At 70.2% G+C, this 24,369-nt stretch carries 21 protein-coding genes; 12 read left to right on the plus strand and 9 right to left on the minus strand.

The window, feature by feature from the left end:
• Positions 1 to 61 precede the first annotated feature (61 nt).
• On the plus strand, positions 62 to 1,048 hold the full coding sequence (locus ABZ642_RS36270) for an ATP-binding protein (RefSeq protein ID WP_360492371.1): 987 nt from the start codon (positions 62 to 64) through the stop codon (positions 1,046 to 1,048).
• Positions 1,049 to 1,094: 46 nt separating this feature from the next.
• Here ABZ642_RS36270 and ABZ642_RS36275 read toward each other — a convergent pair whose 3' ends face one another.
• Positions 1,095 to 2,357 carry a hypothetical protein gene (locus ABZ642_RS36275; RefSeq protein ID WP_360492374.1) on the minus strand — a complete coding sequence of 421 codons (1,263 nt, stop codon included), beginning with the start codon at positions 2,355 to 2,357 and terminating at the stop codon, positions 1,095 to 1,097.
• A 340-nt stretch (positions 2,358 to 2,697) separates the two neighbouring features.
• Between ABZ642_RS36275 and ABZ642_RS36280 the strand changes: the two genes are divergently transcribed.
• From ABZ642_RS36280 to ABZ642_RS36305, 6 genes are all read left to right on the plus strand, one after another.
• Positions 2,698 to 5,097: a SulP family inorganic anion transporter gene (locus ABZ642_RS36280; protein WP_360492377.1), complete on the plus strand. Its 2,400-nt coding sequence runs from the start codon at positions 2,698 to 2,700 to the stop codon at positions 5,095 to 5,097.
• Positions 5,098 to 5,268: 171 nt separating this feature from the next.
• Positions 5,269 to 7,227, plus strand: a complete 1,959-nt coding sequence (gene acs / locus ABZ642_RS36285) for an acetate--CoA ligase (RefSeq protein ID WP_360492380.1) — start codon at positions 5,269 to 5,271, stop codon at positions 7,225 to 7,227.
• Positions 7,228 to 7,419: 192 nt separating this feature from the next.
• The gene (gene nhaA / locus ABZ642_RS36290) at positions 7,420 to 8,808 is read left to right on the plus strand and encodes a Na+/H+ antiporter NhaA (RefSeq protein ID WP_360492383.1); all 1,389 of its coding nucleotides are present in this window, start codon (positions 7,420 to 7,422) and stop codon (positions 8,806 to 8,808) included.
• A 170-nt stretch (positions 8,809 to 8,978) separates the two neighbouring features.
• Positions 8,979 to 9,464, plus strand: coding sequence for a phage holin family protein (locus tag ABZ642_RS36295; RefSeq protein WP_360492386.1), 486 nt, complete (start codon positions 8,979 to 8,981; stop codon positions 9,462 to 9,464).
• On the plus strand, positions 9,461 to 10,381 hold the full coding sequence (locus ABZ642_RS36300; protein WP_360492389.1) for an alpha/beta hydrolase: 921 nt from the start codon (positions 9,461 to 9,463) through the stop codon (positions 10,379 to 10,381). The genes ABZ642_RS36295 and ABZ642_RS36300 overlap by 4 nt, the downstream gene beginning before the upstream one ends.
• A 127-nt stretch (positions 10,382 to 10,508) precedes the next feature.
• Entirely contained in the window at positions 10,509 to 10,688 is a 180-nt protein-coding gene (locus tag ABZ642_RS36305) for a hypothetical protein (protein WP_360492391.1), read from the plus strand.
• A gap of 4 nt (positions 10,689 to 10,692) precedes the next feature.
• Here the strand turns inward: ABZ642_RS36305 and ABZ642_RS36310 are convergent, their stop codons facing one another.
• The 3 genes from ABZ642_RS36310 to nth all read right to left on the minus strand — a co-directional run bounded on the left by ABZ642_RS36310 (position 10,693) and on the right by nth (position 13,709).
• Positions 10,693 to 11,892, minus strand: coding sequence for a MarP family serine protease (locus ABZ642_RS36310; RefSeq protein WP_360492427.1), 1,200 nt, complete (start codon positions 11,890 to 11,892; stop codon positions 10,693 to 10,695).
• Positions 11,893 to 11,905: 13 nt separating this feature from the next.
• Positions 11,906 to 12,613 (minus strand): CoA pyrophosphatase, encoded by a 708-nt coding sequence (locus ABZ642_RS36315; RefSeq protein ID WP_360492394.1) that lies wholly within the window; start codon positions 12,611 to 12,613, stop codon positions 11,906 to 11,908.
• Positions 12,614 to 12,710: 97 nt separating this feature from the next.
• Complete coding sequence (gene nth / locus ABZ642_RS36320) at positions 12,711 to 13,709, minus strand: endonuclease III (RefSeq protein WP_360492429.1); 999 nt, start codon at positions 13,707 to 13,709, stop codon at positions 12,711 to 12,713.
• 369 nt (positions 13,710 to 14,078) lie between these two features.
• Here nth and ABZ642_RS36325 point away from each other — a divergent pair, with 369 nt between their 5' ends.
• Positions 14,079 to 14,753, plus strand: a complete 675-nt coding sequence (locus tag ABZ642_RS36325; RefSeq protein ID WP_018547939.1) for a Crp/Fnr family transcriptional regulator — start codon at positions 14,079 to 14,081, stop codon at positions 14,751 to 14,753.
• A gap of 94 nt (positions 14,754 to 14,847) precedes the next feature.
• On the plus strand, positions 14,848 to 15,678 hold the full coding sequence (locus ABZ642_RS36330; RefSeq protein WP_360492397.1) for a nucleotidyltransferase domain-containing protein: 831 nt from the start codon (positions 14,848 to 14,850) through the stop codon (positions 15,676 to 15,678).
• 87 nt (positions 15,679 to 15,765) lie between these two features.
• Here ABZ642_RS36330 and ABZ642_RS36335 read toward each other — a convergent pair whose 3' ends face one another.
• The 4 genes from ABZ642_RS36335 to ABZ642_RS36350 form a co-directional block, all read right to left on the minus strand.
• Positions 15,766 to 16,596, minus strand: coding sequence for an MBL fold metallo-hydrolase (locus ABZ642_RS36335; protein ID WP_360492400.1), 831 nt, complete (start codon positions 16,594 to 16,596; stop codon positions 15,766 to 15,768).
• Between the two features lie 2 nt (positions 16,597 to 16,598).
• Positions 16,599 to 17,474, minus strand: coding sequence for an NUDIX hydrolase (locus ABZ642_RS36340; protein ID WP_360492403.1), 876 nt, complete (start codon positions 17,472 to 17,474; stop codon positions 16,599 to 16,601).
• A 125-nt stretch (positions 17,475 to 17,599) separates the two neighbouring features.
• The gene (locus ABZ642_RS36345) at positions 17,600 to 18,067 is read right to left on the minus strand and encodes a RidA family protein (protein ID WP_360492406.1); all 468 of its coding nucleotides are present in this window, start codon (positions 18,065 to 18,067) and stop codon (positions 17,600 to 17,602) included.
• The gene (locus tag ABZ642_RS36350) at positions 18,064 to 18,222 is read right to left on the minus strand and encodes a DUF4177 domain-containing protein (RefSeq protein WP_019992579.1); all 159 of its coding nucleotides are present in this window, start codon (positions 18,220 to 18,222) and stop codon (positions 18,064 to 18,066) included. The genes ABZ642_RS36345 and ABZ642_RS36350 overlap by 4 nt, the downstream gene beginning before the upstream one ends.
• Before the next feature lie 152 nt (positions 18,223 to 18,374).
• Between ABZ642_RS36350 and ABZ642_RS36355 the strand changes: the two genes are divergently transcribed.
• Together ABZ642_RS36355 and ABZ642_RS36360 are read left to right on the plus strand one after the other, a co-directional pair.
• A complete protein-coding gene (locus ABZ642_RS36355) occupies positions 18,375 to 19,352 on the plus strand; it encodes an ArsA-related P-loop ATPase (RefSeq protein ID WP_360492409.1) in 978 nt (325 codons plus the stop codon).
• Positions 19,349 to 20,863, plus strand: a complete 1,515-nt coding sequence (locus ABZ642_RS36360) for an ArsA family ATPase (protein ID WP_360492412.1) — start codon at positions 19,349 to 19,351, stop codon at positions 20,861 to 20,863. Before ABZ642_RS36355 ends, ABZ642_RS36360 begins: the two co-directional genes overlap by 4 nt.
• 172 nt (positions 20,864 to 21,035) lie before the next feature.
• Here ABZ642_RS36360 and wblA read toward each other — a convergent pair whose 3' ends face one another.
• Positions 21,036 to 21,374: a transcriptional regulator WblA gene (wblA, locus tag ABZ642_RS36365; RefSeq protein ID WP_067046754.1), complete on the minus strand. Its 339-nt coding sequence runs from the start codon at positions 21,372 to 21,374 to the stop codon at positions 21,036 to 21,038.
• A 581-nt stretch (positions 21,375 to 21,955) separates the two neighbouring features.
• Here wblA and ABZ642_RS36370 point away from each other — a divergent pair.
• Entirely contained in the window at positions 21,956 to 24,250 is a 2,295-nt protein-coding gene (locus tag ABZ642_RS36370) for a transglycosylase domain-containing protein (RefSeq protein WP_360492415.1), read from the plus strand.
• The last annotated feature ends 119 nt before the right edge of the window (positions 24,251 to 24,369 follow it).

The raw sequence follows: 24,369 nt of genomic DNA on the forward strand, positions 1-24,369 counted from the left end.
CACGAAGGAGTGGTCTTCTTCACTTCACCTGACACGTACAGCTATCAGGCGACTACTCTTCGTGAACATGAAAATTGCTTTCGTCGGGAAGGGCGGCAGCGGCAAGACCACGCTCTCCTCCCTGTTCATCCGCCATCTCGCGGCCGCCGGCGCGCCGGTCGTCGCCGTCGACGCCGACATCAACCAGCACCTGGGCCCCGCGCTCGGCCTCGACGAGCGGGAGTCGGCGACGCTGCCCGCGATGGGCGAGCGGCTCTCCGTGATCAAGGACTACCTGCGCGGCAACAACCCGCGCATCGCCTCCGCCGCGACGATGATCAAGACCACCCCGCCCGGCGAGGGCTCGCGGCTGGTCCGGGTACGGGAACCCAATCCGGTGTACGACGCCTGTGCGCGCCCGGTGGAACTCGACGGCGGCGCCGTCCGTTTGATGGTCACCGGGCCCTTCACGGACGCGGACCTGGGGGTCTCCTGCTACCACTCCAAGACCGGAGCGGTCGAGCTGTTCCTGAACCACCTCGTCGACGGCCCCGACGAGTACGTCGTGGTCGACATGACGGCGGGTTCGGACTCCTTCGCCTCCGGCATGTTCACCCGCTTCGACATCACGTTCCTCGTCGCCGAGCCGACCCGGAAGGGGGTCTCCGTCTATCGCCAGTACAAGGAGTACGCCCGGGACTTCGGCGTCGTGCTGAAGGTCGTCGGCAACAAGGTGCAGGGGCAGGACGACATCGACTTCCTCCGCGCGGAGGTCGGGGACGACCTGCTGGTCACGGTCGGGCACTCGGACTGGGTGCGCGCCATGGAGAAGGGCCGCCCGCCCCGGTTCGAACTCCTGGAGGACGCCAACTCCCGTGCCCTGCACACCCTCAAGGTCGCCGCCGACGCGACGTACGACCTGCGGGACTGGGAGCGCTACACCCGGCAGATGGTCCACTTCCACCTGAAGAACGCCCAGTCGTGGGGCAACGAGCGCACCGGGGCCGACCTGGCGGCACAGATCGACCCCGGCTTCGTGCTCGGCGAGGGAGTGGCGGCGCCCGTCTGACGGAGGTGGGCACTCCGTCGGCGGGGCGCCGACTTCCGCCCGCCGCCTACTGCTTGACCGCCGGCGCCCCGGGCACCCCCTTCGGTGCCGGGGCGGGGCGGCCGGAGAGGAAGGACGCCCAGCCCTGCCGCGGGGCCTCGCCCACGTTCAGGGTGCGCAGCCTCGCCAGGACCTGCGGGTCCTGGGCGTCCAGCCAGTCGGCCAGCTGGTGGAAGGAGACACAGCGCACCTCGGGCTTGTTGCAGACGTTCTCGACGACCTCGTCGATGGCCCGCATGTAGGTGCCGCCGTTCCAGGACTCGAAGTGATTGCCGATGACGAGCGGCGCGCGGTTGCCGTTGTAGGCCCGGTTGAAGCCCTGGATCAGCCCGTCACGCATCTGATCGCCCCAGTAGTCGTACTTGTCGGGGTCGCCCTGGGTCGAGGTGCCGGACTGGTTGACCATGAAGTTGTAGTCCATGGTCAGCTGCTCGAAGGAGTGACCGGGGAAGGGGACGAGCTGCATCGACAGGTCCCACAGCCCTTCCTTCCTCTTGGGCCAGACCTGGTCGTTGACACCGCTGGTGTCGTAGCGGAAGCCCAACTGGCTCGCCGCCTTCATGAAGTTCTTCTGCCCCTCCAGGCAGGGGGTGCGGGCGCCGATGAGCTCCTTGTCGTAGTCGAAGGGCAGCGGTGCGGCGTTCTTCATGCCCGTGTTGGTCTTCCAGCTCTTCACGAACTGCTTGGCCTGGGAGATCTCGCTCTTCCACTCCGCCACCGACCACTCGCCGACACCCCCGTCGGGGCCGCAGAAGTGCCCGTTGAAGTGGGTGCCGATCTCGTTGCCCTCCAGCCAGGCCAGCCGCAGCTGCTTGACGGTGTCGGAGATGCCCTGCTCGTCGTTGAAGCCGATCTCGGAGCGGCCGGGCGAGTGCTGCGGGGGCCGGTAGAGGTCACGTTTCTCCTCGGGCAGCATGTAGACGCCGCTGAGGAAGTACGTCATGGTCGCGTTGTTCTCCTTGGAGACCTTGCGGAAGTGCGAGAACAGCTTCTGGCTGTCCTCGCCCGCGCCGTCCCAGGAGAACACCACGAACTGCGGGGGCTTCTCGCCCGGCTGGAGCTTCTCCGGCCGGGGCAGATGGGGCTGCGCCCCGGTGTACGCGGTGGAACCGTCGCCGATCAGACGGACCATGCTCTGCGGCGCCGGTGCTCCCTTCTGCGGCCCGGACGCCCCTTCTTCGGTCTTGGTGCCGGTGGCGCAACCCGCCAGCGACGCGGCACAGGCCGCGGCGGCCACGGCGCCGACGGCGATCCTCTGGGTGGCGGCCAATTCCGCCCACCTTCTTCCTTCTCTCGGCAAACGCCGATCACGGCGTTTTATGGCGGTGTGCCGGATATATGCCGACAGCGCCGTCAAGGTCGCATAGGACCGAGAGAGGGATTAATACGACAAGCCGATGAACTGCTCAGTTCACCCATGGAGGTGAAGGTATGCCCCATTTGCTCAGAAAATCCATGCCTGCCCTTTACTCTGCATTACGATTCGTTTACCGAGTGTTGATTCATCCCGCCACCGCATGCCGTGACCCACGGCCGCGACCACGCCCCAGCCCGGCGGCGAGGGGTCCCCCCTGTTCCGCGACCGCGCTGCCCCGGAGGAGACGGGAAACATGTCATCAGCCTGCGTACCCACCCACCCCGAGAGTCTCGGCCTGGCCCAGGCCGGAGCCCGGGCCGGAGCCACAAGTCCCCAGCACATCAAGGGCGCTGACCGGCCACCGAACCCGCCCACGCCCCCGCGCCGGCGTTTCCGGATCGAGGGCGCCGATCTGTCCGCGTCCGTCTCGGTCTTCCTGATCGCCCTGCCGCTCTCCCTCGGCATCGCCCTCGCCACCGGCGCCCCGCTCCAGGCCGGGCTGGTCGCGGCGGCCGTCGGCGGACTGGTCGCCGGGCGGCTCGGCGGCTGCCCGCTCCAGGTCAGCGGCCCGGCCGCCGGGCTCACCGTGGTCACCGCCGATCTGATCCACCGCTACGGCTGGCAGGCCACCTGCGGCATCACCGTCCTCGCCGGACTGGCCCAACTCGGCCTGGGTTGCCTGCGGGTGGCCCGCACCGCGCTCGCCGTCAGCCCGGCCGTGGTGCACGGCATGCTCGCCGGCATCGGTGTCACCATCGCCGTCGCCCAGCTGCACATCGTGCTCGGCGGCAACCCGCAGAGCTCGGTCCTCGCCAACGTGCGCGCGCTGCCCGCGCAGTTGGCGAACCTGCACCCGGCCGCCGTGGCGATGAGCGCGCTGACCCTGGCCCTGCTGTTCGGCTGGCCCCGGATCCCCGGCAGAGCGGGCCGTGTGCTGCGCACGGTCCCGGCGGCCCTGGTCGCCGTCGCCGGTGCCACCGCGACCGCCTCGCTCACCGGGCTCACCCTGCCCCGGGTCGACCTGCCGTCCTGGAGCAGCCATGCCCTGGCAGGGCTGCCCGAGGGGCCGGTCCTCGGCATCGTGGCCGCCGTGCTCACCACCACGCTGGTGTGCGGTGTGCAGTCGCTGCTCGGCGCGGTCGCCGTGGACAAGCTGGTGGCCGGCCGCCCCGGACCCCAGTCCCGGGTCGGCCGGTCCGACCTGGACCGCGAACTGCTCGGTCAGGGCGCGGCCAACATCGTCTCCGGGGCGCTCGGCGGACTGCCGGTCGCGGGGGTCGCGGTGCGCAGTTCGGCGAATGTGCAATCCGGTGCCGTCAGCCGGAACTCCACGATGCTGCACGGCGTTTTCGTAGTAGTCGCCGCGCTGCTGATGGTCCCGTTCCTGGATCTCATCCCGCTCGCCTCGCTCGCCGCCCTGGTGATGGCCGTCGGCATCCAGATGGTGTCCCTGCACCACATCCGCACGGTGACCCGCCACCGTGAGGTCGCGGTGTACGTCGTCACCACACTCGGCGTGGTGATCCTCGGTGTCCTTGGGGGCGTGCTCCTCGGGGTCGCCGTGGCCGTCGCCGTCGCCCTGCACCGCCTCGCCCGCACCCGCATCACCCATGAAGAGCAGGGAGGAGTCCATCGCGTACATGTAAGAGGACAGCTGACGTTCCTGGCGGTCCCCCGGCTCAGCAGAGCCCTGCATCTCGTACCCCAAGGCGCTCCCGCCGTGGTGGAGTTGGACGGTTCGTTCATGGACCACGCGGCGTACGAGTCACTGCGGGACTGGCGCCGGGCCCACATCTCACAGGGCGGTTCCGCCGAGCTGACCGGCTGCCGGGTGGGGGTGCGCTCACCGGGGTACGACCACGGACCGGAGCACGGGCCTCGCCCCGAGCCCCGTGCCGGTCACGGACATGGGCCGGGGCTCGTCAGGCCGGGCCTCGCCCGCTGGGGCGGCGGCGGAGCGGCCGGCACCGGCCATGAACTCGCGCAGGGGATCGGCCTGTTCCAGCGCGACACCGCGCCCCTGGTGCGGGAGGAGCTGGCCCGGCTGGCGCGCGAGGGGCAGCGGCCGTCGCAGCTCTTCCTCACCTGCGCCGACTCCCGGCTCGTCACGTCGATGATCACCTCCAGTGGTCCGGGTGACCTGTTCGTGGTCCGCAACGTCGGTAACCTGGTCCCCCTTCCGGGTGAGGAGAACGGCGACGACTCGGTGGCGGCCGCGATCGAGTACGCGGTGGACGTACTGAAGGTGCGGTCCATCACCGTGTGCGGGCACTCCGGGTGCGGGGCGATGCAGGCGCTGCTGAGTTCCGGGGCCGAGGGCGGCACGAGTCCGCTCGGCCGCTGGCTGCGGCACGGGCTGCCGAGCCTGGCGCGGCTGGCCGACGACGGCCGTCCGGGGGTCCGGCTGGCCGGGCGAGCGGCGGCGGACACGGCGGAGCGGCTCTGTCTGACCAATGTGGTCCAGCAACTGGAGCATCTGCGGGCGCACGACTCGGTGGCGCGGGCGCTGGGGGCCGGTGAGCTGGAGCTGCACGGGATGTACTTCCATGTGGGCGAGGCGCAGGCGTATCTGCTGGGCCGGCCCGAAGGCGAGGAAGAGGGAGAGGTGTTCGAGGGGGTACCGGGCGCGGAGGAGCTGCGCAGCCCGGCCTGAGGAGGCGGCGGGGACCTGTCGGCGCCGTCCAGGCCGGCACCGGCGGGCCCTGCGTGTCCCACCGCACTCGACAGGTCTAAACCAATTTTTCGACGGCCCTTGTCACCGGGCCCCCGGGTCTGATGAGCTGTGGCCTGGGACACAACGGACACCCTTGGAAAGGGAGATGTCGTGAGCAACGAAAGCCTGGCCAACCTCTTGAAGGAGGAGCGACGCTTCGCGCCGCCCGCTGACCTGGCCGAGAACGCCAATGTCACGGCCGAGGCGTACGAACAGGCCAAGGCTGACAGGCTCGGCTTCTGGGCCGAGCAGGCCCGCCGGCTGACCTGGGCCAAGGAGCCGACCGAGACGCTGGACTGGTCGAACCCGCCGTTCGCGAAGTGGTTCAAGGACGGCGAGCTCAATGTCGCGTACAACTGCGTGGACCGGCACGTGGAAGCCGGCCACGGCGACCGGGTCGCGATCCACTTCGAGGGCGAGCCCGGCGACAGCCGCGCGATCACCTATGCCGAGCTGAAGGACGAGGTCTCCAAGGCAGCGAACGCCCTGCTGGAGCTGGGAGTCCGCAAGGGCGACCGGGTCGCGGTCTACATGCCGATGATCCCGGAGACGGCGGTCGCGATGCTCGCCTGCGCCCGGATCGGCGCCGCGCACTCCGTGGTCTTCGGCGGCTTCTCGGCGGACGCGCTCGCCACCCGTATCCAGGACGCGGACGCCAAGGTGGTCATCACCTCCGACGGCGGCTACCGGCGCGGCAAGCCGTCCGCGCTCAAGCCGGCCGTGGACGAGGCGGCCGGCAAGGCCGGCAACGTCGAGCATGTGCTGGTCGTCCGGCGCACCGGGCAGGAAGTGGCCTGGGACGACACCCGGGACGTGTGGTGGCACGAGATCGTCGAGCGGCAGTCGGCCGAGCACACGCCCGAGGCCTTCGACGCCGAGCACCCGCTGTTCATCCTCTACACGTCCGGTACGACGGGCAAGCCGAAGGGCATCCTGCACACCTCTGGCGGCTACCTCACCCAGGCGTCGTACACGCACTGGGCGGTGTTCGACCTCAAGCCGGAGACGGACGTGTACTGGTGCACGGCCGACGTCGGCTGGGTGACCGGCCACTCGTACATCGTGTACGGGCCGCTGGCCAACGGCGCGACGCAGGTGATGTACGAGGGCACTCCGGACACCCCGCACCAGGGCCGGTTCTGGGAGATCGTGCAGAAGTACGGGGTGACGATCCTTTACACGGCGCCCACCGCGATCCGGACGTTCATGAAGTGGGGCGACGACATCCCCGCCAAGTTCGACCTGTCCTCCCTGCGGGTGCTGGGTTCGGTGGGCGAGCCCATCAACCCCGAGGCCTGGATCTGGTACCGCAAGCACATCGGCGCCGACCGGACCCCCATCGTGGACACCTGGTGGCAGACCGAGACCGGCGCGATGATGATCTCGCCGCTGCCGGGTGTCACCGCGACCAAGCCCGGTTCCGCACAGACCCCGCTGCCCGGCATCTCGGCCACGGTGGTGGACGACGAGGCGCGTGAGGTGCCCAACGGCGGTGGCGGCTACCTGGTGCTGACCGAGCCGTGGCCGTCGATGCTGCGCACCATCTGGGGCGACGACCAGCGGTTCCTGGACACCTACTGGTCGCGTTTCGAGGGCAAGTACTTCGCCGGTGACGGGGCGAAGAAGGACGACGACGGCGACATCTGGCTGCTCGGCCGGGTGGACGACGTCATGCTGGTCTCCGGGCACAACATCTCGACGACCGAGGTGGAGTCGGCGCTGGTGTCGCACCCGTCGGTCGCCGAGGCGGCCGTGGTCGGCGCGGCGGACGAGACGACCGGGCAGGCGATCGTCGCCTTCGTGATCCTGCGCGGCACGGCGAACGCCGAGGACGAGGGCCTCGTCAACGAGCTGCGCAACCACGTCGGCGCCACGCTCGGCCCGATCGCCAAGCCCAAGCGGGTCCTGCCGGTGGCGGAGCTGCCGAAGACCCGCTCCGGCAAGATCATGCGCCGGTTGCTGCGGGACGTCGCCGAGAACCGCCAGCTCGGCGATGTGACCACGCTGACGGACTCGACGGTCATGGACCTCATCCAGGCGAAGCTCCCGGCGGCGCCGAGCGAGGACTGACCCCGACCGACGGTTCCCAAAAGGGGCGCCCGGCGCGAAACGCGCCGGGCGCCCCTTTTGCACCTACCGTGAGACTCACCTGACAACTCTCGTCACACCTTAGGTAAACTAAGCAAAGAGCGTGTTCCACAAGGTGTGCCGGGAAGTCTGGTCGGCAAGTAGACCCGTCCTGCCCACCGACCGGAGGTCTCCGTGTCCGCGCCCCGCACCACCCCCGCCCGCAAGGTCCTCGGCCGGCTCTCGCTGCCCGAACGGACCTTCGTCGCGGACGCGCTGCGGACCGAGACCGTCGGCGGTGTGCTGCTGCTGATCGCCGCGATAGCCGCGCTGGTCTGGGCGAACATACCCGCGCTGCACCACAGCTACGAGATCGTCGGCGACTTCCACCTCGGCCCCGGCACCCTCGGCCTGAACCTGTCCGTCACCCACTGGGCCGCCGACGGCCTGCTCGCCGTCTTCTTCTTCGTCGCCGGCATCGAACTCAAGCGCGAGCTGGTCGCCGGCGACCTGCGGGACCCGAAGGCGGCCGTGCTGCCGGTGGTCGCCGCGCTGTGCGGGATGGTCGTACCGGCGCTCGTCTACACCCTCACCAACCTCGCCGGCGGCGGCTCCACCCAGGGCTGGGCGGTGCCCACGGCCACCGACATCGCCTTCGCGCTGGCCGTGCTGGCCGTCATCGGCACCTCGCTGCCGGGCGCCCTGCGCGCCTTCCTGCTCACCCTCGCGGTCGTCGACGACCTGTTCGCGATCCTGATCATCGCGGTCTTCTTCACCGCCCGGATCGACTTCGCCGCGCTCGGCGGCGCGGCCCTGGGCCTCGCCGTCTTCTGGCTGCTGCTGAGAAAGGGCGTACGCGGCTGGTACGTGTACGTGCCCCTCGCGCTCGTCATCTGGGCGCTGATGTACAACAGCGGCGTGCACGCGACCATCGCCGGTGTCGCCATGGGCCTGATGCTGCGCTGCACCACCCGTGAGGGTGAGCAGCACTCCCCCGGCGAGCACATCGAGCATCTGGTGCGACCGTTGTCGGCAGGGCTCGCCGTGCCCCTGTTCGCGCTCTTCAGCGCCGGCGTGAAGGTGTCCGGAGGAGCGCTCGGAGACGTGTTCGGCAAACCCGAGACGCTCGGGGTGGTCCTCGGACTGGTGGTCGGCAAGACGGTCGGGATATTCGGCGGGACCTGGCTCACCGCCCGCTTCACCCGGGCCTCGCTCAGCGAGGACCTGGCCTGGGGCGACGTCTTCGCGGTCGCCTCGCTCGCCGGCATCGGCTTCACCGTGTCGCTGCTCATCGGCGAACTCGCCTTCGACGGCGACACCGTGCTCACCGACGAGGTCAAAGCCGCAGTACTCACCGGTTCGCTGATCGCGGCCCTGTGCGCCACGGTGCTGCTGAAGATACGCAACGCCCGCTACCGCCGGCTCGTCGAGGCCGAGGAGCGGGACGAGGACCTCGACGGCATCCCGGACGTCTACGAGCAGGACGACCCGGCGTACCACCTGCGGATGGCGGCGATCTACGACCGCAAGGCCGCCGAACACCGCCGCATAGCCGCCGAGAAAGCCGGGCAGGCGGCCGGGTAGGGGCCGGCGAGGGCCGCCACGGGCACGACCGGGCAGGGGCCGCCGAAGGCCGTCACAGGCACGACGCGCCTGCCGAAGTGCCGGGCGGGGCGGGCGCGCAGGGCAACCGTCCGGCATGATCTGACGAGACGGTACAAAAGACGATGACAAGTACGCAGAGGGAGACCGCGATGAGCGCACCCGACGGCAGCCCGGTCGGTGCCGAACGCAGCATCGGCCAGTTGTTCGCCTCGGCCACGGCCGAGATGTCGGCGCTGGTGCACGACGAGATCGCGCTGGCCAAGGCCCAGCTGAAGCAGGACGTCAAGCGGGGCGCGACGAGCGGCGGCGCCTTCTCGGCGGCCGGTGTGCTGCTGCTGTTCTCCCTGCCGATGCTCAACTTCGCGCTGGCCTACGGCATTCGGACCTGGAGCCACTGGAACCTCGCGATCTGCTTCCTGCTCTCCTTCGCGGCGAACGTCCTGGTAGCCGTCGCCCTCGCGCTGATCGGCGTGGTGTTCGCGAAGAAGGCCAAGAAGGGCCAGGGCCCGCAGAAGGTCGCCGCGTCGGTGAAGGAGACGGCGGGCGTACTGCAGAACGCCAAGCCGCATCCGCGTCCGGCCCTCCCCAGGGATGACGTGCCGGCCATCGAGGCTGTGGGACGCTCGTCGTCATGAGCGATCCCGCCCCCTCGGCCGTACGGCTCGAAGGCCCCTGGACACACCGGGACGTCGCGGCGAACGGCGCGCGCTTCCACATCGCCGAACTCGGCGACGGCCCGCTGGTCATGCTGGTGCACGGCTTCCCGGAGTTCTGGTGGACCTGGCGGCACCAGCTGGTCGCGCTCGCCGACGCGGGCTTCCGGGCCGTCGCCATGGACCTCAGGGGCGTCGGCGGCAGCGACCGGACCCCGCGCGGCTACGACCCGGCCAACCTCGCCCTCGACATCACCGGCGTGATCCGCTCCCTCGGCGAGCCGGACGCCGCGCTGGTCGGTCACGACCTGGGCGGCTATCTGGCGTGGACCGCGGCCGCGATGCGCCCCAAGCTGGTCCGGCGGCTCGCGGTGGTGTCCATGCCGCACCCGAGGCGCTGGCGCTCGGCGATGCTCCGGGACCGCCGGCAGTCCGCCGCCGCCTCCTACATCTGGGGCTTCCAGCGGCCATGGGTCCCCGAGCGGCAGCTCACCGCCGACGACGGGGCGCTGGTCGGCCGGCTGATCCGGGACTGGTCGGGGCCGCGGCTGCCCGAGGACGAGACGGTGGAGACGTACCAGCGGGCCATGTGCATCCCCTCCACCGCGCACTGCTCGATCGAGCCGTACCGCTGGCTGGTGCGCTCGCTGGCCCGCCCGGACGGCATCCAGTTCAACCGCCGGATGAAGCGCCCGGTGCGCGTCCCGACGCTGCATCTGCACGGCTCCCTGGACCCGGTGGCCCGCACCCGCAGCGCGGCCGGCTCCGGCGAGTACGTCGAAGCCCCGTACCGCTGGCGGCTGTTCGACGGGCTCGGGCACTTCCCGCACGAGGAGGACCCGGTCGCGTTCTCCACCGAACTGGTCAACTGGCTGAAAGACCCCGAGCCCGATCGGTGACCGCGCCGATGCGCCCGGTATCCGGATCTGCACACCTGTTCTACGAACGGCCACATGCCCCGCGCATAGGCCGATTGAGGGCCGCGCCGGAGGTTATCGACCTTGGGGCGGGGGCAGACGTCGGGGTATGGGCTGGACGCACGACTACAGTGACGCACCCCGCAACCGCCGTACGACAGGCGGTCTGAACTCCCATCGAGGAGCCGCCCCGCAGTTGCCGGGCACGGACCTCAGGGTGGGGATTCCGCATATCCTGCGCCGCCGGGCCCGCTGGGTCTCGGTCCGTCTGCGCCATACCCGCACATGATCCCTCACAGCGCGCAGCTGTCGGTCCCGACCTGCTGATTCGCGGTACGGCCCCGGGCGATGTCCGCCTGGATCTCGTCGGCCGTGAGGGCGTACCCGGTGTCGGCGTCGTCCAGTGACTTGGCGAAGACGACCCCGTACACCTTGCCTTGGGGCGTGAGCAGCGGGCCGCCGGAGTTGCCCTGGCGGACGGTCGCGTACAGCGAGTAGACGTCACGGCGGACGGTGCCGCGGTGGTAGATGTCCGGGCCGTTGGCGGTGATACGGCCGCGCACCCGGGCGGCACGGACGTCGTACGACCCGTTCTCCGGGAACCCGGCGACGATCGCGCTGTCGCTGGTCTCGGCGTCCGCCGCGGAGAACTTCAGGGCCTTCGCCGACAGGTCCGGCACGTCGAGTACGGCGATGTCGCGCTGCCAGTCGTACAGGACGACCCTGGCGTCGTACTTGCGGCCCTCGCCGCCGATCTGGACGGTGGGCTTGTCGACGCCGCCGACCACGTGCGCGTTGGTCATGACACGGCGGTCGGCGAAGACGAAGCCGGTGCCCTCCAGGATCTTGCCGCAGCTCTGCGCGGTGCCCGTCACCTTGACGATGGACCGCCTGGCGGTGGTGGCCACCGCGCTGTTCGCGAGCGCCGGGTCGGGCGGCGAGACATCGGTGATCGGCTCGTTGGCGAAGGGGCTGAAGACCTGCGGGAAGCCGTTCTGCGCGAGGACCGCGGAGAAGTCCGCGAACCAGGTGTCGGCCTGGCTGGGCAGCGCTCTGGACACCCCGAGGAGCACCTTGGAGTTACGGACCTCCTTGCCGAGCGTCGGCAGCGTGGTGCCCGCGAGCGCGGAGCCGATCAGCCACGCGACCAGCAGCATCGCCAGCACGTTGACCAGCGCGCCGCCGGTGGCGTCCAGCGCGCGGGCCGGGGACCAGGTGATGTACCGGCGCAGTTTGTTGCCCAGATGCGTGGTCAGGGCCTGGCCGACCGAGGCGCAGACGATGACGACGACCACGGCGACCACCGCGGCGGTCGTGCCCACCTCGGCGTTGTCGGTCACCGCGTCCCAGATCACCGGCAGGACGTAGACGGCGACGAGTCCGCCGCCCAGGAAGCCGATCACCGACAGGATGCCGACGACGAACCCCTGGCGGTAGCCGACGATCGCGAACCACACGGCGGCGACCAGCAACAGGATGTCCAGCACATTCACGGTGGACACCCTGTCATGACCGCCAGTCGAGCGGGACCAGCTTCTCGCGGTCCCAGGAGCGCTCCCATCCCGCGTAGTGCAGCAGCCGGTCGATCACCCCGGCCGTGAACCCCCACACCAAGGTCGATTCGACCAGGAATGCCGGACCTCGGTGGCCGCTGGGGTGCACGGCGGTGGCCCGGTTGGTCGGATTCGTGAGATCCGCCACGGGGACCGTGAAGACCCTCGCCGTCTCGTTCGGATCCACCACCCCCACCGGGCTCGGCTCGCGCCACCAGCCCAGCACCGGGGTGACCACGAAGTGGCTCACCGGGATGTACAGCCTGGGCAGCACCCCGAACAGCTGCACACCGGCCGGATCGAGCCCGGTCTCCTCCTCGGCCTCACGGAGAGCGGCCCGCAGCGGCCCGTCGGCCTTCGGGTCGCCGTCCTCGGGGTCGAGGGCGCCGCCGGGGAACGAGGGCTGCCCGGCGTGCGAGCGCAAGCTGCCGGCCCGCTCCATGAGCAGCAGCTCCGGCCCCTGCTCGCCGTCGCCGAACAGGATCAGCACGGCCGACTGCCGTCCCGCGCCGTTCTCCGGCGGCAGGAAGCGGCTCAGCTGGACCGGCTGGACCGTCTCGGCGGCCCGCACCACCGGGTCCAGCCACTCCGGCAGGCCGTCCTTGCTGAGCGCCACGCCCGCCTGCGGATCCCCCGTGTGCGCCTTGCCGCCCTGTGTCATGGCGTCCCCCGTCCTGCCCTGCTGCCCCCGCCTGCCCGTTCCAACGCCCGAAGACTCCTCGATCGTTCCGTTTCTCGCCCCTCAGAAGATCCCTGGGTCATGTCCCTGATGCGGCGCCCAGCGGCGGCGCCGGCCTGCCGCCCGCGTCCAGGTACGCCTGCGGGGGCTTGAGGCGCTGGCCGGGGAAGCCGCCCTTCTCGTACTTGAGCAGCTTCTTCGCCTTCTCCGGGTCGGTCTCGCCCTCGCCGTAGGCCGGGCAGAGCGGCGCGATGGGACAGACCCCGCAGGCGGGCTTGCGGGCGTGGCACATCCGGCGGCCGTGCCAGATCACATGGTGCGAGAGGTCCGTCCACTCGCTCTTGGGGAACAGCGCGCCGACGGCCGCCTCGATCTTGTCGGGGTCGGTCTCCGCGGTCCACCGCCAGCGGCGGACCAGGCGCTGGAAGTGCGTGTCCACGGTGATGCCAGGGCGTCCGAAGGCGTTGCCCAGCACCACGAAGGCGGTCTTGCGGCCGACGCCGGGCAGCTTCACGAGGTCTTCGAGCCGCCCCGGGACCTCGCCGCCGAACGACTCCACCAGGCCCTTGGAGAGCCCTATCACCGACTTGGTCTTGGCCCGGAAGAAACCGCACGGCCGCAGGATCTCCTCGACCTCCTCCGGGTTGGCCTCGGCCAGTTCCTCGGGGGTGGGGTACTTCGCGAACAGCGTCGGGGTGGTCTGGTTGACGCGCAGGTCGGTGGTCTGGGCGGAGAGCACCGTGGCGACCAGCAGCTGGAAGGGGTTCTCGAAGTCCAGCTCGGGGTGGGCGTACGGGTAGACCTCGGCGAGTTCGCGGTCGATCCGGCGGGCACGGCGCACCAGGGCGGTGTGCGACTCGGGCTTCCAGGCCACCTGCGGCTTCTCGGCGACGGCCTGCTTGGACGCGGCCTTCTTGGATACGGCCTTCTTGGACGCGGCGGCTTTGGACGCGGACCGCTGGGCACCCGTCTGCGCGGCCGCGGTCTTCACCGGTGCCGCCTTCTTCGCTGCCGCCTTCTTCGCCACCGCTGTCTTCTTCGCCACCGCCGTTTTCTTCGCTACCGCCTTCTTCGACACCGTCTTCTTCACCGCGACCTTCTTTACCGCCTTTGCCGCTTTCGTCGCCCTTTTCGGCTCATCAGAGGCAGCATCGGACCCCTGTTCGCCCACAGCGGAATCACGACGTACAACCACCTGCCCAGCCCCCTTGGCCTGTGCTCTCACCGGCGATTTGGACACCCGGCCAGCCTAGAGCCCGGCACCGACATCCGCCCCGGACCCGGAAGATCAGCCCCCGATTGGACCCCTGCCGCTTACCTCGGGACACCTGTGCGGCATCCTTGTGACAGATCACACTGTTTGAATCCTCCGGCAAAATGGGGAGCACGGTCCCCTGGTACCAAGGGGGAGCAAGATCCCCTGAGCAGGTCGACAAGGAGAGAACTCGTGGACGACGTTCTGCGGCGCAACCCGCTCTTCGCGGCGCTCGATGACGAGCAGTCCGCGGAGCTGCGTGCCTCCATGAGTGAGGTGACCCTCGCGCGTGGCGACTCCCTTTTCCACGAGGGCGACCCGGGCGACCGGCTTTATGTCGTCACCGAGGGCAAGGTCAAGCTCCACCGCACTTCCCCCGACGGCCGCGAGAACATGCTCGCCGTCGTCGGCCCCGGCGAACTGATCGGCGAGCTGTCGCTGTTCGACCCGGGCCCGCGTACGGCGACGGCGACCGCACTGACCGAGGTCAAGCTGCTGGGTCTGGGCCACGGTGACCTCCAGCCCTGGCTGAACGCCCGCCCGGAGGTGGCCACCGCCCTGCTGCGCGCCGTCGCCCGCCGACTGCGCAAGACCAACGACGCCATGTCCGACCTGGTCTTCTCCGACGTCCCGGGTCGGGTCGCGCGCGCCCTGCTGGACCTGTCGCGCCGCTTCGGTGTGCAGTCCGAGGAAGGCATCCACGTCGTCCACGACCTCACGCAGGAGGAGCTGGCCCAGCTGGTCGGCGCGTCCCGCGAGACCGTGAACAAGGCGCTGGCGGACTTCGCGCAGCGTGGGTGGCTGCGTCTGGAGGCGCGGGCCGTGATCCTGCTGGATGTCGAGCGTCTGGCGAAGCGGTCTCGGTAGGCGCCGGTTCCTGGGGGCTGCCGCCCCCAGACCCCCGCATCGTCGGCCTTCGGCCTCGTCCTCAAGCGCCGGACGGGCTGGTATTTGGTTCCCCATGCCTGAAACAGTCTCGTCCCGGGGTCTCGACCCCCTGGGCTTCATCGAGCGCGAGGGCTCGCACGCGCGCGTGCCGCACGTGTTCCGCCCCGTGGTCGCCGCCGCCCGCGACCGCGTCCTGGACGTCTTCGGGGCGCGGCTGGACAGCGCCTACCTCTACGGGTCGATCCCGCGCGGCACCGCGCGCGTGGGACGCAGCGACCTGGACCTGGTGATCGTCCTGCGGACGGAGCCGAGCACCGCCGACCTGGACGCGGCCCTTGGCCTCGGCCAGGCCGTCGACAAGGAGTTCCCGGAGATCGACGGGGTCGGGACCCTGCTCTTCTCCCGCGCGCGGGTGCTCGACGAGCGGGAGCGGTACGACATCGGCTGGTTCGTGGCCTGTCTGTGCACCCCGTTGCTCGGCGAGGACCTCGCCGAGTATCTGCCCCGCTACCGCCCCGACTCCCTGCTCGCCCGCGAGACCAACGGCGACCTCGCCCGGTACCTGCCGCGCTGGCGGCAGCGGATCGCGGCCGCGGGCGACAGCGAGGAGGCCCTGCGGCCCCTGGTGCGCTTCATGTCACGGCATCTGGTGCGGACCGGCTTCACCCTCGTCATGCCCCGCTGGAACGGCTGGACCAGCGATCTGCGGGAGATGGCCGAGGTGTTCGCCGGCTACTACCCGGAGCGGGCCGAACAGCTGCGCCGCGCGGCCGGGTTGGGGTACGAGCCCGTCGGCGACCGTACGGTCCTGCGGTCGTACGTCGACGACCTGGGCCCTTGGCTGGCGGACGAGTACGCGCGCGTGCACGGCGTGAAGACCCCCAGACCCGTGGGCTGGGAGTAGACCCGGCCCAGGGGCTGGATCCGTCCAGGTACCAGGTCTGCGGGCTCCCGGGGCTGCGGGCTGCGGGCTGCGGGCTGCGGGCTGCGGCTAGATCAGTCCGTGTTCGCCGAGGTAGTCCAGCTGGGCCCGTACCGACAGTTCCGCGGCGGGCCACAGGGAGCGGTCCACGTCCGCGTAGACGTGGGCGACGACCTCGGCCGGGCTGCGGTGGCCGTTCTCCACGGCCGTCTCGACCTGGGCGAGCCGGTGGGCGCGATGGGCCAGATAGAACTCGACGGCCCCCTGGGCGTCCTCCAGGACGGGTCCGTGGCCCGGTAGGACCGTGTGGACGCCGTCGTCGACCGTCAGGGAGCGCAGCCGTCGTAGCGAGTCCAGGTAGTCGCCCAGGCGGCCGTCCGGGTGGGCCACCACCGTCGTGCCACGCCCCAGGATGGTGTCGCCGGTCAGGATCGCGCGGTCGGCCGGGAGGTGGAAGCTGAGGGAGTCGGCGGTGTGGCCGGGGGTGGGTACGACCCGGAGCTCCAGGCCGCCGGTCGTGATCACGTCGCCGGCCGCCAGCCCCTCGTCGCCCAGACGCAGCGCCGGGTCGAGGGCACGCACGCGCGTGCGGGTCAGCTCGGCGAAGCGGACGGCGCCCTCGGCGTGGTCGGGGTGGCCGTGGGTCAGGAGGGTGAGCGCGATGCGCTTGCCGGCCTTCTCGGCCGTGTCGACGACGTTCTCCAGATGGCCGTCGTCCAGCGGGCCTGGGTCGATCACGACGGCCAGGTCGGAGTCGGGCTCGGTGACGATCCAGGTGTTGGTGCCGTCCAGGGTCATCACGGAGGCGTTGGGCGCCAGCACGTTGACGGCCCGCGCGGTGGCGGGACCCGAGAGGACCCCGCCGCGCGGCTGGCCGGGCAGGGCTGCTGCGTTCGTCATGCTCAGGCTCCCCCGGTCGTGAGGTCGGTCGGTATGTGCTTGGTGAACTCGTCGTGGCCCGGCCAGGTCAGGACGATCTCGCCGTCCTCCAGGCGGGCGCGGGCCAGCACCGGGGTCATGTCCCGCGCGGGCGCCGCCGCGAGGGTCTCGGCGGCCGTGCCGTACGGCATCAGCTGGCGCAGGGTCGCGATGGTGGGCGGCATCATCAGCAGCTCGCCCTTGTCGTACCCGGCGGCCGCCTCCGCCGGGCGGATCCACACCGTGCGGTCGGCCTCCGTGGAGGCGTTCCGGGTGCGCTGGCCCTCCGGGAGGGCGGCGACGAAGAACCAGGTGTCGTAGCGGCGGGTCTCGAACTCCGGGGTGATCCAGCGCGTCCAGGCGCCCAGCAGGTCCGAGCGCAGGACCAGGCCCCGCCGGTCCAGGAACTGGGCGAAGGACAGATCACGGGCGACCAGGGCCGCGCGGTCGGCCTCCCAGTCGTCCCCGGTGGTGTCCCCGACCACGGCGTCGGCGGCCGGGCCCGCGAGCAGGACGCCGGCCTCCTCGTACGTCTCCCGCACGGCGGCGCAGACGATCGCCTGGGCGCCCGCCTCGTCGACACCGAGCCGCTGCGCCCACCACGCGCGCGTGGGGCCCGCCCAGCGGACCTGCTGGTCGTCGTCGCGCGGGTCGACACCGCCGCCGGGATACGCGTACGCGCCTCCGGCGAAGGCCATGGAGGCGCGTCTGCGCAGCATGTGGACGACGGGACCGCCGGGGGCGTCCTTCAGGAGCAGGACGGTCGCCGCGCGCTTCGGGGTCACCGGCACGAGGGTGCCCTCCGCGTGTGCGCGGATGCGGTCCGGCCACTCCGGGGGATACCACTGTCCATCGGCCATTACCGGAGGCTATCCCGTGGGGAGCGAATGTTCGAGAGGGGCTCCGGGGCACCCGGAGGTGCCACGGGAAACACTTACGGCAGCTACCGGCCGGATGCGTTACGGCAGCTACCGGCCGGATGCCGTCACGGCAGCAGTTCGACCTGGACCTCGACCTCGACCGGTGCGTCCAGCGGCAGTACCGCGACGCCCACCGCGCTGCGCGCGTGCACACCCTTGTCGCCGAGGACCTCGCCGAGCAGCTCGCTGGCGCCGTTGATCACGCCGGGCTGGCCGGTGAAGTCGGTCGCGGAGGCGACGAAGCCGACGACCTTCACCACACGCGCGATGCGGTCCAGGTCACCGGCGACGGACTTCACGGCGGCCAGGGCGTTCAGCGCGCAGGTGCGGGCCAGTTCCTTGGCCTCCTCCGCGGTGACCTCGGCGCCGACCTTGCCGGTGACCGGGAGCTTGCCGTCCACCATCGGCAGCTGGCCGGAGGTGTAGACGTACACACCCGACCGGACGGCCGGCTGGTAGGCGGCGAGCGGCGGGACGACCGCCGGCAGCGAAAGACCGAGTTCGGCCAGCTTGGCCTCGACGGAGCTCGTCACGGCTTCTCCCGCTTCAGGTAGGCCACCAGCTGCTCGGGGTTGTTGGGCCCGGGCACGACCTGGACGAGCTCCCAGCCGTCCTCGCCCCAGGTGTCCAGAATCTGCTTCGTGGCATGGACGAGCAGCGGCACGGTTGCGTATTCCCACTTGGTCATGGGGCCGACTGTATCCGCTGTGACGGACGGGACACGTGGCCGACCACCGGGCAAGTGACGGCCGGCTGCGACCGGCCTCGGCGGCCGACCGTACGCACGGTTATCCACAGCCTCCCGCGTGAGTGTCCGGCCGACTGGTTAGTCTCGAAGATGTGAGCAGGCTCCAGGTCGTCAGCGGCAAGGGCGGGACCGGAAAGACGACGGTCGCCGCCGCACTCGCGCTGGCCCTCGCGACCGAGGGGAAGCGGACGCTTCTCGTGGAGGTCGAGGGTCGGCAGGGCATCGCCCAGCTCTTCGAGACGGAGGCGTTGCCCTACCAAGAGCGGAAGATCGCGGTCGCGCCGGGAGGCGGTGAGGTCCATGCGCTGGCCATCGATCCCGAACTGGCCCTTCTGGACTACCTCCAGATGTTCTACAAGCTCGGCGGGGCTGGCCGCGCCCTGAAGAAGCTCGGCGCGATCGACTTCGCCACCACCGTCGCGCCGGGGTTGAGAGACGTCCTCCTGACCGGCAAGGCGTGCGAGGCGGTGCGCAGGAAGGACAAGGCCGGCCGGTTCATCTACGACTACGTCGTCATGGACGCCCCGCCGACCGGCCGCATCACCCGCTTCCTGAACGTGAACGACGAGGTGGCCGGGCTCGCCAAGATCGGCCCGATACACAATCAGGCGCAGGCCGTGATGCGGGTGCTGAAGTCCAAGGAGACGGCCGTGCACCTGGTCACCCTGCTGGAGGAGATGCCGGTCCAGGAGACCGCCGACGGCATCGCCGAACTGCGCGCGGCGCGGCTGCCGGTGGGCCGGGTCATCGTGAACATGGTCCGGCCGCAGGTGTTGGACGCGGCCGACCTGGAACTCGTACGGACCGTACCGCGCACCGCAGTGGCGCAGACGCTGTCCACCGCCGGTCTGGGCGGGGCGCGGCGCGGCGGGAAGGCCGAGCAGCTGGTGGACCCGCTGCTAACACAGGCCGCCGAGTACGCCGAGCGGTACGCGCTGGAGCACGAGCAGCGCGCGGTCCTCGCCGAGCTGGACCTGCCGCGGCACGAACTGCCGCTGCTCGCCGAGGGGATGGACCTGGCAGGCCTGTACGAACTCGCCACCGAGCTGCGGAAACAGGGGATGTCATGACTTCGGCTCCGGATCCGGACCCGGTGCAGGACGGCACGCGCCGACTGGCCCACGCGCCCGCGCTCGACGTCGACGCGCTGCTCGACGACCGGAACACCCGGATCGTGGTGTGCTGCGGCTCGGGCGGGGTCGGGAAGACGACGACCGCGGCGGCGCTGGGGCTGCGGGCCGCGGAGCGCGGCCGCAAGGTGGTCGTGCTCACCATCGACCCGGCCAAGCGGCTGGCGCAGTCCATGGGCATCGACTCGCTCGACAACGTGCCACGGAAGGTGAAGGGCACCGAGGACCGAGGAGAGGCGTCACGCGGCGATTCGGCCGAGGACCTCGGGCAGCGTGCCGGTGGCGAACTGCACGCCATGATGCTCGACATGAAGCGCACCTTCGACGAGGTGGTCGAGGCGCACGCGGACGCCGAGCGGGCGGCGGCCATCCTGGCCAACCCCTTCTACCAGTCGCTCTCGGCGGGCTTTGCGGGCACGCAGGAGTACATGGCGATGGAGAAGCTGGGCCAGTTGCGGGCCCGGGACGAGTGGGACCTGATCGTCGTCGACACCCCGCCCTCCCGCTCCGCGCTGGACTTCCTGGACGCGCCGAAGCGGCTGGGCTCCTTCCTGGACGGGAAACTGATCCGCCTGCTCACCGCGCCGGCGAAGCTGGGCGGTCGCGCGGGCATGGCCTTCCTGAACGTCGGCATGTCGATGATGACCGGCACCCTCGGCAAGCTGCTCGGCGGGCAACTGCTGAAGGACGTCCAGACGTTCGTGGCCGCGATGGACACGACGTTCGGCGGGTTCCGCACGCGCGCGGACGCGACGTACAAGCTGCTTCAGGCGCCCGGTACGGCGTTCCTGGTGGTGGCGGCTCCGGAGCGGGACGCGCTGCGCGAGGCCGCGTACTTCGTGGAGCGGCTGGCCGCGGAGGACATGCCGCTGGTCGGTCTGGTCCTCAACCGTGTCCACGGCAGCGGCGCCGCCCGGTTGTCCGCCGAGCGCGCGCTCGCCGCCGCGGAAAACCTTGAGGTCGCGGAAAACCCTGAGGCCGCGGAAAATCTTGAGGAGTCCCGCATTGTGGATCAGGGTGGCGGGAAAGCTGGACTTCGTAACTCTCCCGACACGTACGGCAGTTCTGAATCATCCGCGTCCGAGTCCGACGGCTCCCCCTCGTCCGGACTCGACGGGACGACGACGCCCCAGACGCCCCCGGCACACCAGCTACCCCAGGCAGACGAATCCCCCTCGTCCGCGCCAGGGCCCAACGCGTCCGGGCCCGACTCCGACTCCTCCGGCGGTCCGGACCGCACCGTGGACCAGCTCACCGCAGGCCTGCTGAGGCTGCACGCCGAGCGCATGCAGCTGCTCTCCCGCGAGCAGCGCACACGTGACCGCTTCACCGCACGCCACCCCGAGGTGGCCGTGGTGGAAGTGGCCGCGCTGCCCGGCGATGTGCACGACCTCGCGGGACTGCGGGACATCGGCGACCGGCTCGCGGCCGGCCGGCCGGAGCTGCCGTAGCCCAACCGGCCCCAGCCAAGCTGCTGAGTCGTATACCGGTAGGCGGTCGTATGCCCGTAGCCGGCCGTATGCCGTAGTCGTATGCCCGTAGTCCTATGCCCGCGGAGTCTCCGGTGGGCGTATGCCTCCGGCAGGTTCGGCGGGTTGTTCAGCCGGTGGTGCGGCGGGTGATTCAGCTCACTGCCGCGTAGTGCTCGTACACCTCGTCGCTGTCGAGGGGGACGATGCCGGTCCCCCGCTCGTACTCCGAGCGCGCTGTCTCCAGGAGCCTGCGCCAGGAGGTCACGGTGGGCCGCCGGCGCAGCAGTGCGCGGCGCTCCCGCTCGGTCATTCCTCCCCACACGCCGAACTCGACGCGATTGTCCAGCGCGTCCGCCAGGCATTCCGTGCGTACCGGACACCCGGTGCACACCGCCTTGGCCCTGTTCTGCGCTGCTCCCTGAACGAACAGTTCATCCGGATCGGTAGTGCGGCAGGCGGCCTGCGCACTCCAGTCGGTTACCCAGCCCATACCGGCGCCGTCCTCTCCCGAATCGAGGCTCCCCCACGGCGGCAGCGGCATATTCACCGCCGCCAGTTGAGGACGTTACGGAAGGTGGGCACAGCGCAACACCCCCTTCGGGCCCAATCTTGAATGGCCCGAACGGACTATGGGTAAGCGGCAGATCACCCGCGGGAGTGAGCTGGCGACATCCGTGACCATCCCGGCAAACCGGGACAGCTGTGGTGCGCCACAACGGACGCCGGATGACACACGAGGCGGATTCGGACACGCCTTCAACACATCACCCGAAAAAAATGGGCGGGTTCCGGAACGATTCGGGGTCGCCGGACGTATTGATACGTGGCCGCGCTGCTGTGACAGTTGAGAGCAGCTTAGGCCAAGGCCTGCACGTGTGTCCGGCGAATGGCAAGGTAGACCGTTCATGTCGTCGTGCCGTCGGCGAGGCGCAGCCATGCGGTCGGACGGATCGGGCCGCGGCGGGCCGGTGTTCTGGTCGCGTCGCCCTCTATGTCACGATCCGGCACTCGAACATCCCGAGAGCAGGCCGCTCACGCGGAATGCTCATCCCTACGGATTAGGCTGCCCCCATGCCAAAGAAGCGCTCGGGCGGTGGTCTGTCGACCACGCAGCAGGCCGCCAAATTCCTCGGTGTCAGTGTGCTCGCGGGAGCCGTGATGGCGGGCATCGCACTGCCCGCTGCAGGCGCCCTGGGCCTCGCGGCCAAGGGTTCGGTCCAGGGCTTCGACGACATCCCGGCCAACCTGAAGAGCCCGCAGCTCAGCCAGCGGACCAGGATCCTCGACAGCAAGGGCAACCAGATCGCCCAGGTCTACTCCCGTGACCGCACGGTGGTGGACCTCAAGGACATCTCGCCGTACATGCAGAAGGCGATCGTCGCGATCGAGGACTCGCGCTACTACCAGCACGGCGCCATCGACCTGAAGGGCGTCCTGCGCGCGCTGAACAAGAACGCGGTGAGCGGCGGGGTCGCCCAGGGCGCCTCCACACTCACCCAGCAGCTGGTGAAGAACTACTTCATCGAGGAGGCCGGCGACGACCCCACCAAGGTCGCCCAGGCCACCCAGCAGACCCTCGGCCGCAAGGTCAAGGAGCTGAAGTACGCGATCCAGCTGGAAGAGAAGCTCGGCAAGAAGAAGATCCTCGAGAACTACCTGAACATCACCTTCTTCGGCGAGCAGGCCTACGGCATCGAGGCCGCATCCCAGCGCTACTTCTCCCAGCACGCCAAGAACCTCAACCTCCAGCAGTCGGCGCTGCTCGCCGGCATCGTGCAGTCGCCCAGCCGGTACGACCCGGTCAACGACGAGGCCGAGGCCACCAAGCGGCGCAACGTGGTGCTGGAGCGCATGGCCCAACTCGGCGACATCTCCCAGGCGGAGGCCGACAAGGCCAAGGAAGCCCCGCTCGGCCTGCATGTCACCCAGCCCAAGAACGGCTGCATCACCGCCACCAAGGGCGCCGGGTTCTTCTGCAAGTACGTCGAGAACGTCTTCCTCACCGACGCGACCTTCGGCAAGACCCGCGAGGCGCGCGCCAAGCTCTGGAACCAGGGCGGCCTGACGATCCGCACCACCCTGGACCCGCAGGCCCAGGACTCGGTGCAGGCCTCGATCAAGGACCACGTCTACAAGGCCGACTCGGTCGCCGCGGCCGCCACCCTGGTGGAGCCCGGCACCGGCAAGATCCTGGCGATGGGCCAGTCGAAGCCGTACGGCTACAACAAGAACGAGACCGAGTACAACTTCTCGGTCGACCGGGACTACGGCGGCTCCAACTACGGCTTCCCGACGGGTTCGACGTTCAAGCCGTTCGTGGCAGCGGCCGCCATCGAGGGCGGCAAGCCGGCGACGCAGGAGTACTCGGCGCCGTACAAGATGAACTACCCGAGCCCCGTCCAGCAGTGCGACGGCAAGCAGTGGGTCAACACGGACAACGAGCAGGTCGAGAACGAGAACGAGTCCGAGGTCGGGCCGTACCAGATGAAGAAGGCGATGGCGAAGTCCATCAACACCTACTTCGTCCAGCTGATCTCCGACATCGGCCTGTGCCCGGTGGTCAAGATGACCGACGCGCTCCACGTCCACCAGGGCGACGGCTCGAAGCTCCCGCAGACCCCGTCCATCGCCCTGGGCGCGATCGGCCTCTCCCCGCTGACCATGGCGAGCGCGTACGCCACCTTCGCCGACCGCGGCATGTACTGCACGCCGGTCGCCATCGAGTCGATCACCCAGAAGGTCGGCAACGAGCAGAAGTCCCTGCCCGTGCCGAAGTCGACCTGCTCGCGGGCGATGAGCGAGAAGACCGCCGACACCATCAACACCCTGCTGCGCGGAGTGGTCGACTCCGGTACCGGTCAGGAGGCCGGCCTGGACGACCGCGAGAGCGCCGGCAAGACGGGTACGACGGACGCCCGCAAGAACGCCTGGTTCGTCGGCTACACGCCGAACCTCGCGGGCGCGGTCTGGGTCGGCAGCGCCAAGCAGAACATCGAGATGACCAACATCACCATCGGCGGCGTCTTCCACAGCGAGGTCTACGGCGCCGACACGCCCGGCCCGATCTGGAAGGACGCCATGACCGGCGCCCTGGAGGGCAAGCAGACGGAGTCCTTCAACCTCGTCGACATCCCGGACGAGGACGACCACGACAAGGGCAACGGGAACGGCCACGGCCGCAACGGCGACGACACGGGCGGCCTGATCGGCGGTCTCATCGGCGGCAACACGGGCGACGGCGGCACGACGAACGGCGGGAACAACGGCGGCAACTCCACCCCGAACCCGACGTTCTCCTTGCCCGACGGCTTCATCCAGGGCAACGGGAACGGCGGGAACAACGGAAACGGAGGAGTCAGGGGCTGACCGGCCTCCTGCCTTCGCCTTCTCAAGCGGTACGACGGCGGGGGCGCCGCCCGCACCCATGGGGGGGCCCCCCCGGGGGCCGCCCCGCGCGGCCGGGGGCACGCCGGGTCCACCCCCGG

Source organism: Streptomyces sp. NPDC007157, from assembly GCF_040634235.1.
Taxonomy (GTDB): Bacteria; Actinomycetota; Actinomycetes; order Streptomycetales; family Streptomycetaceae; genus Streptomyces.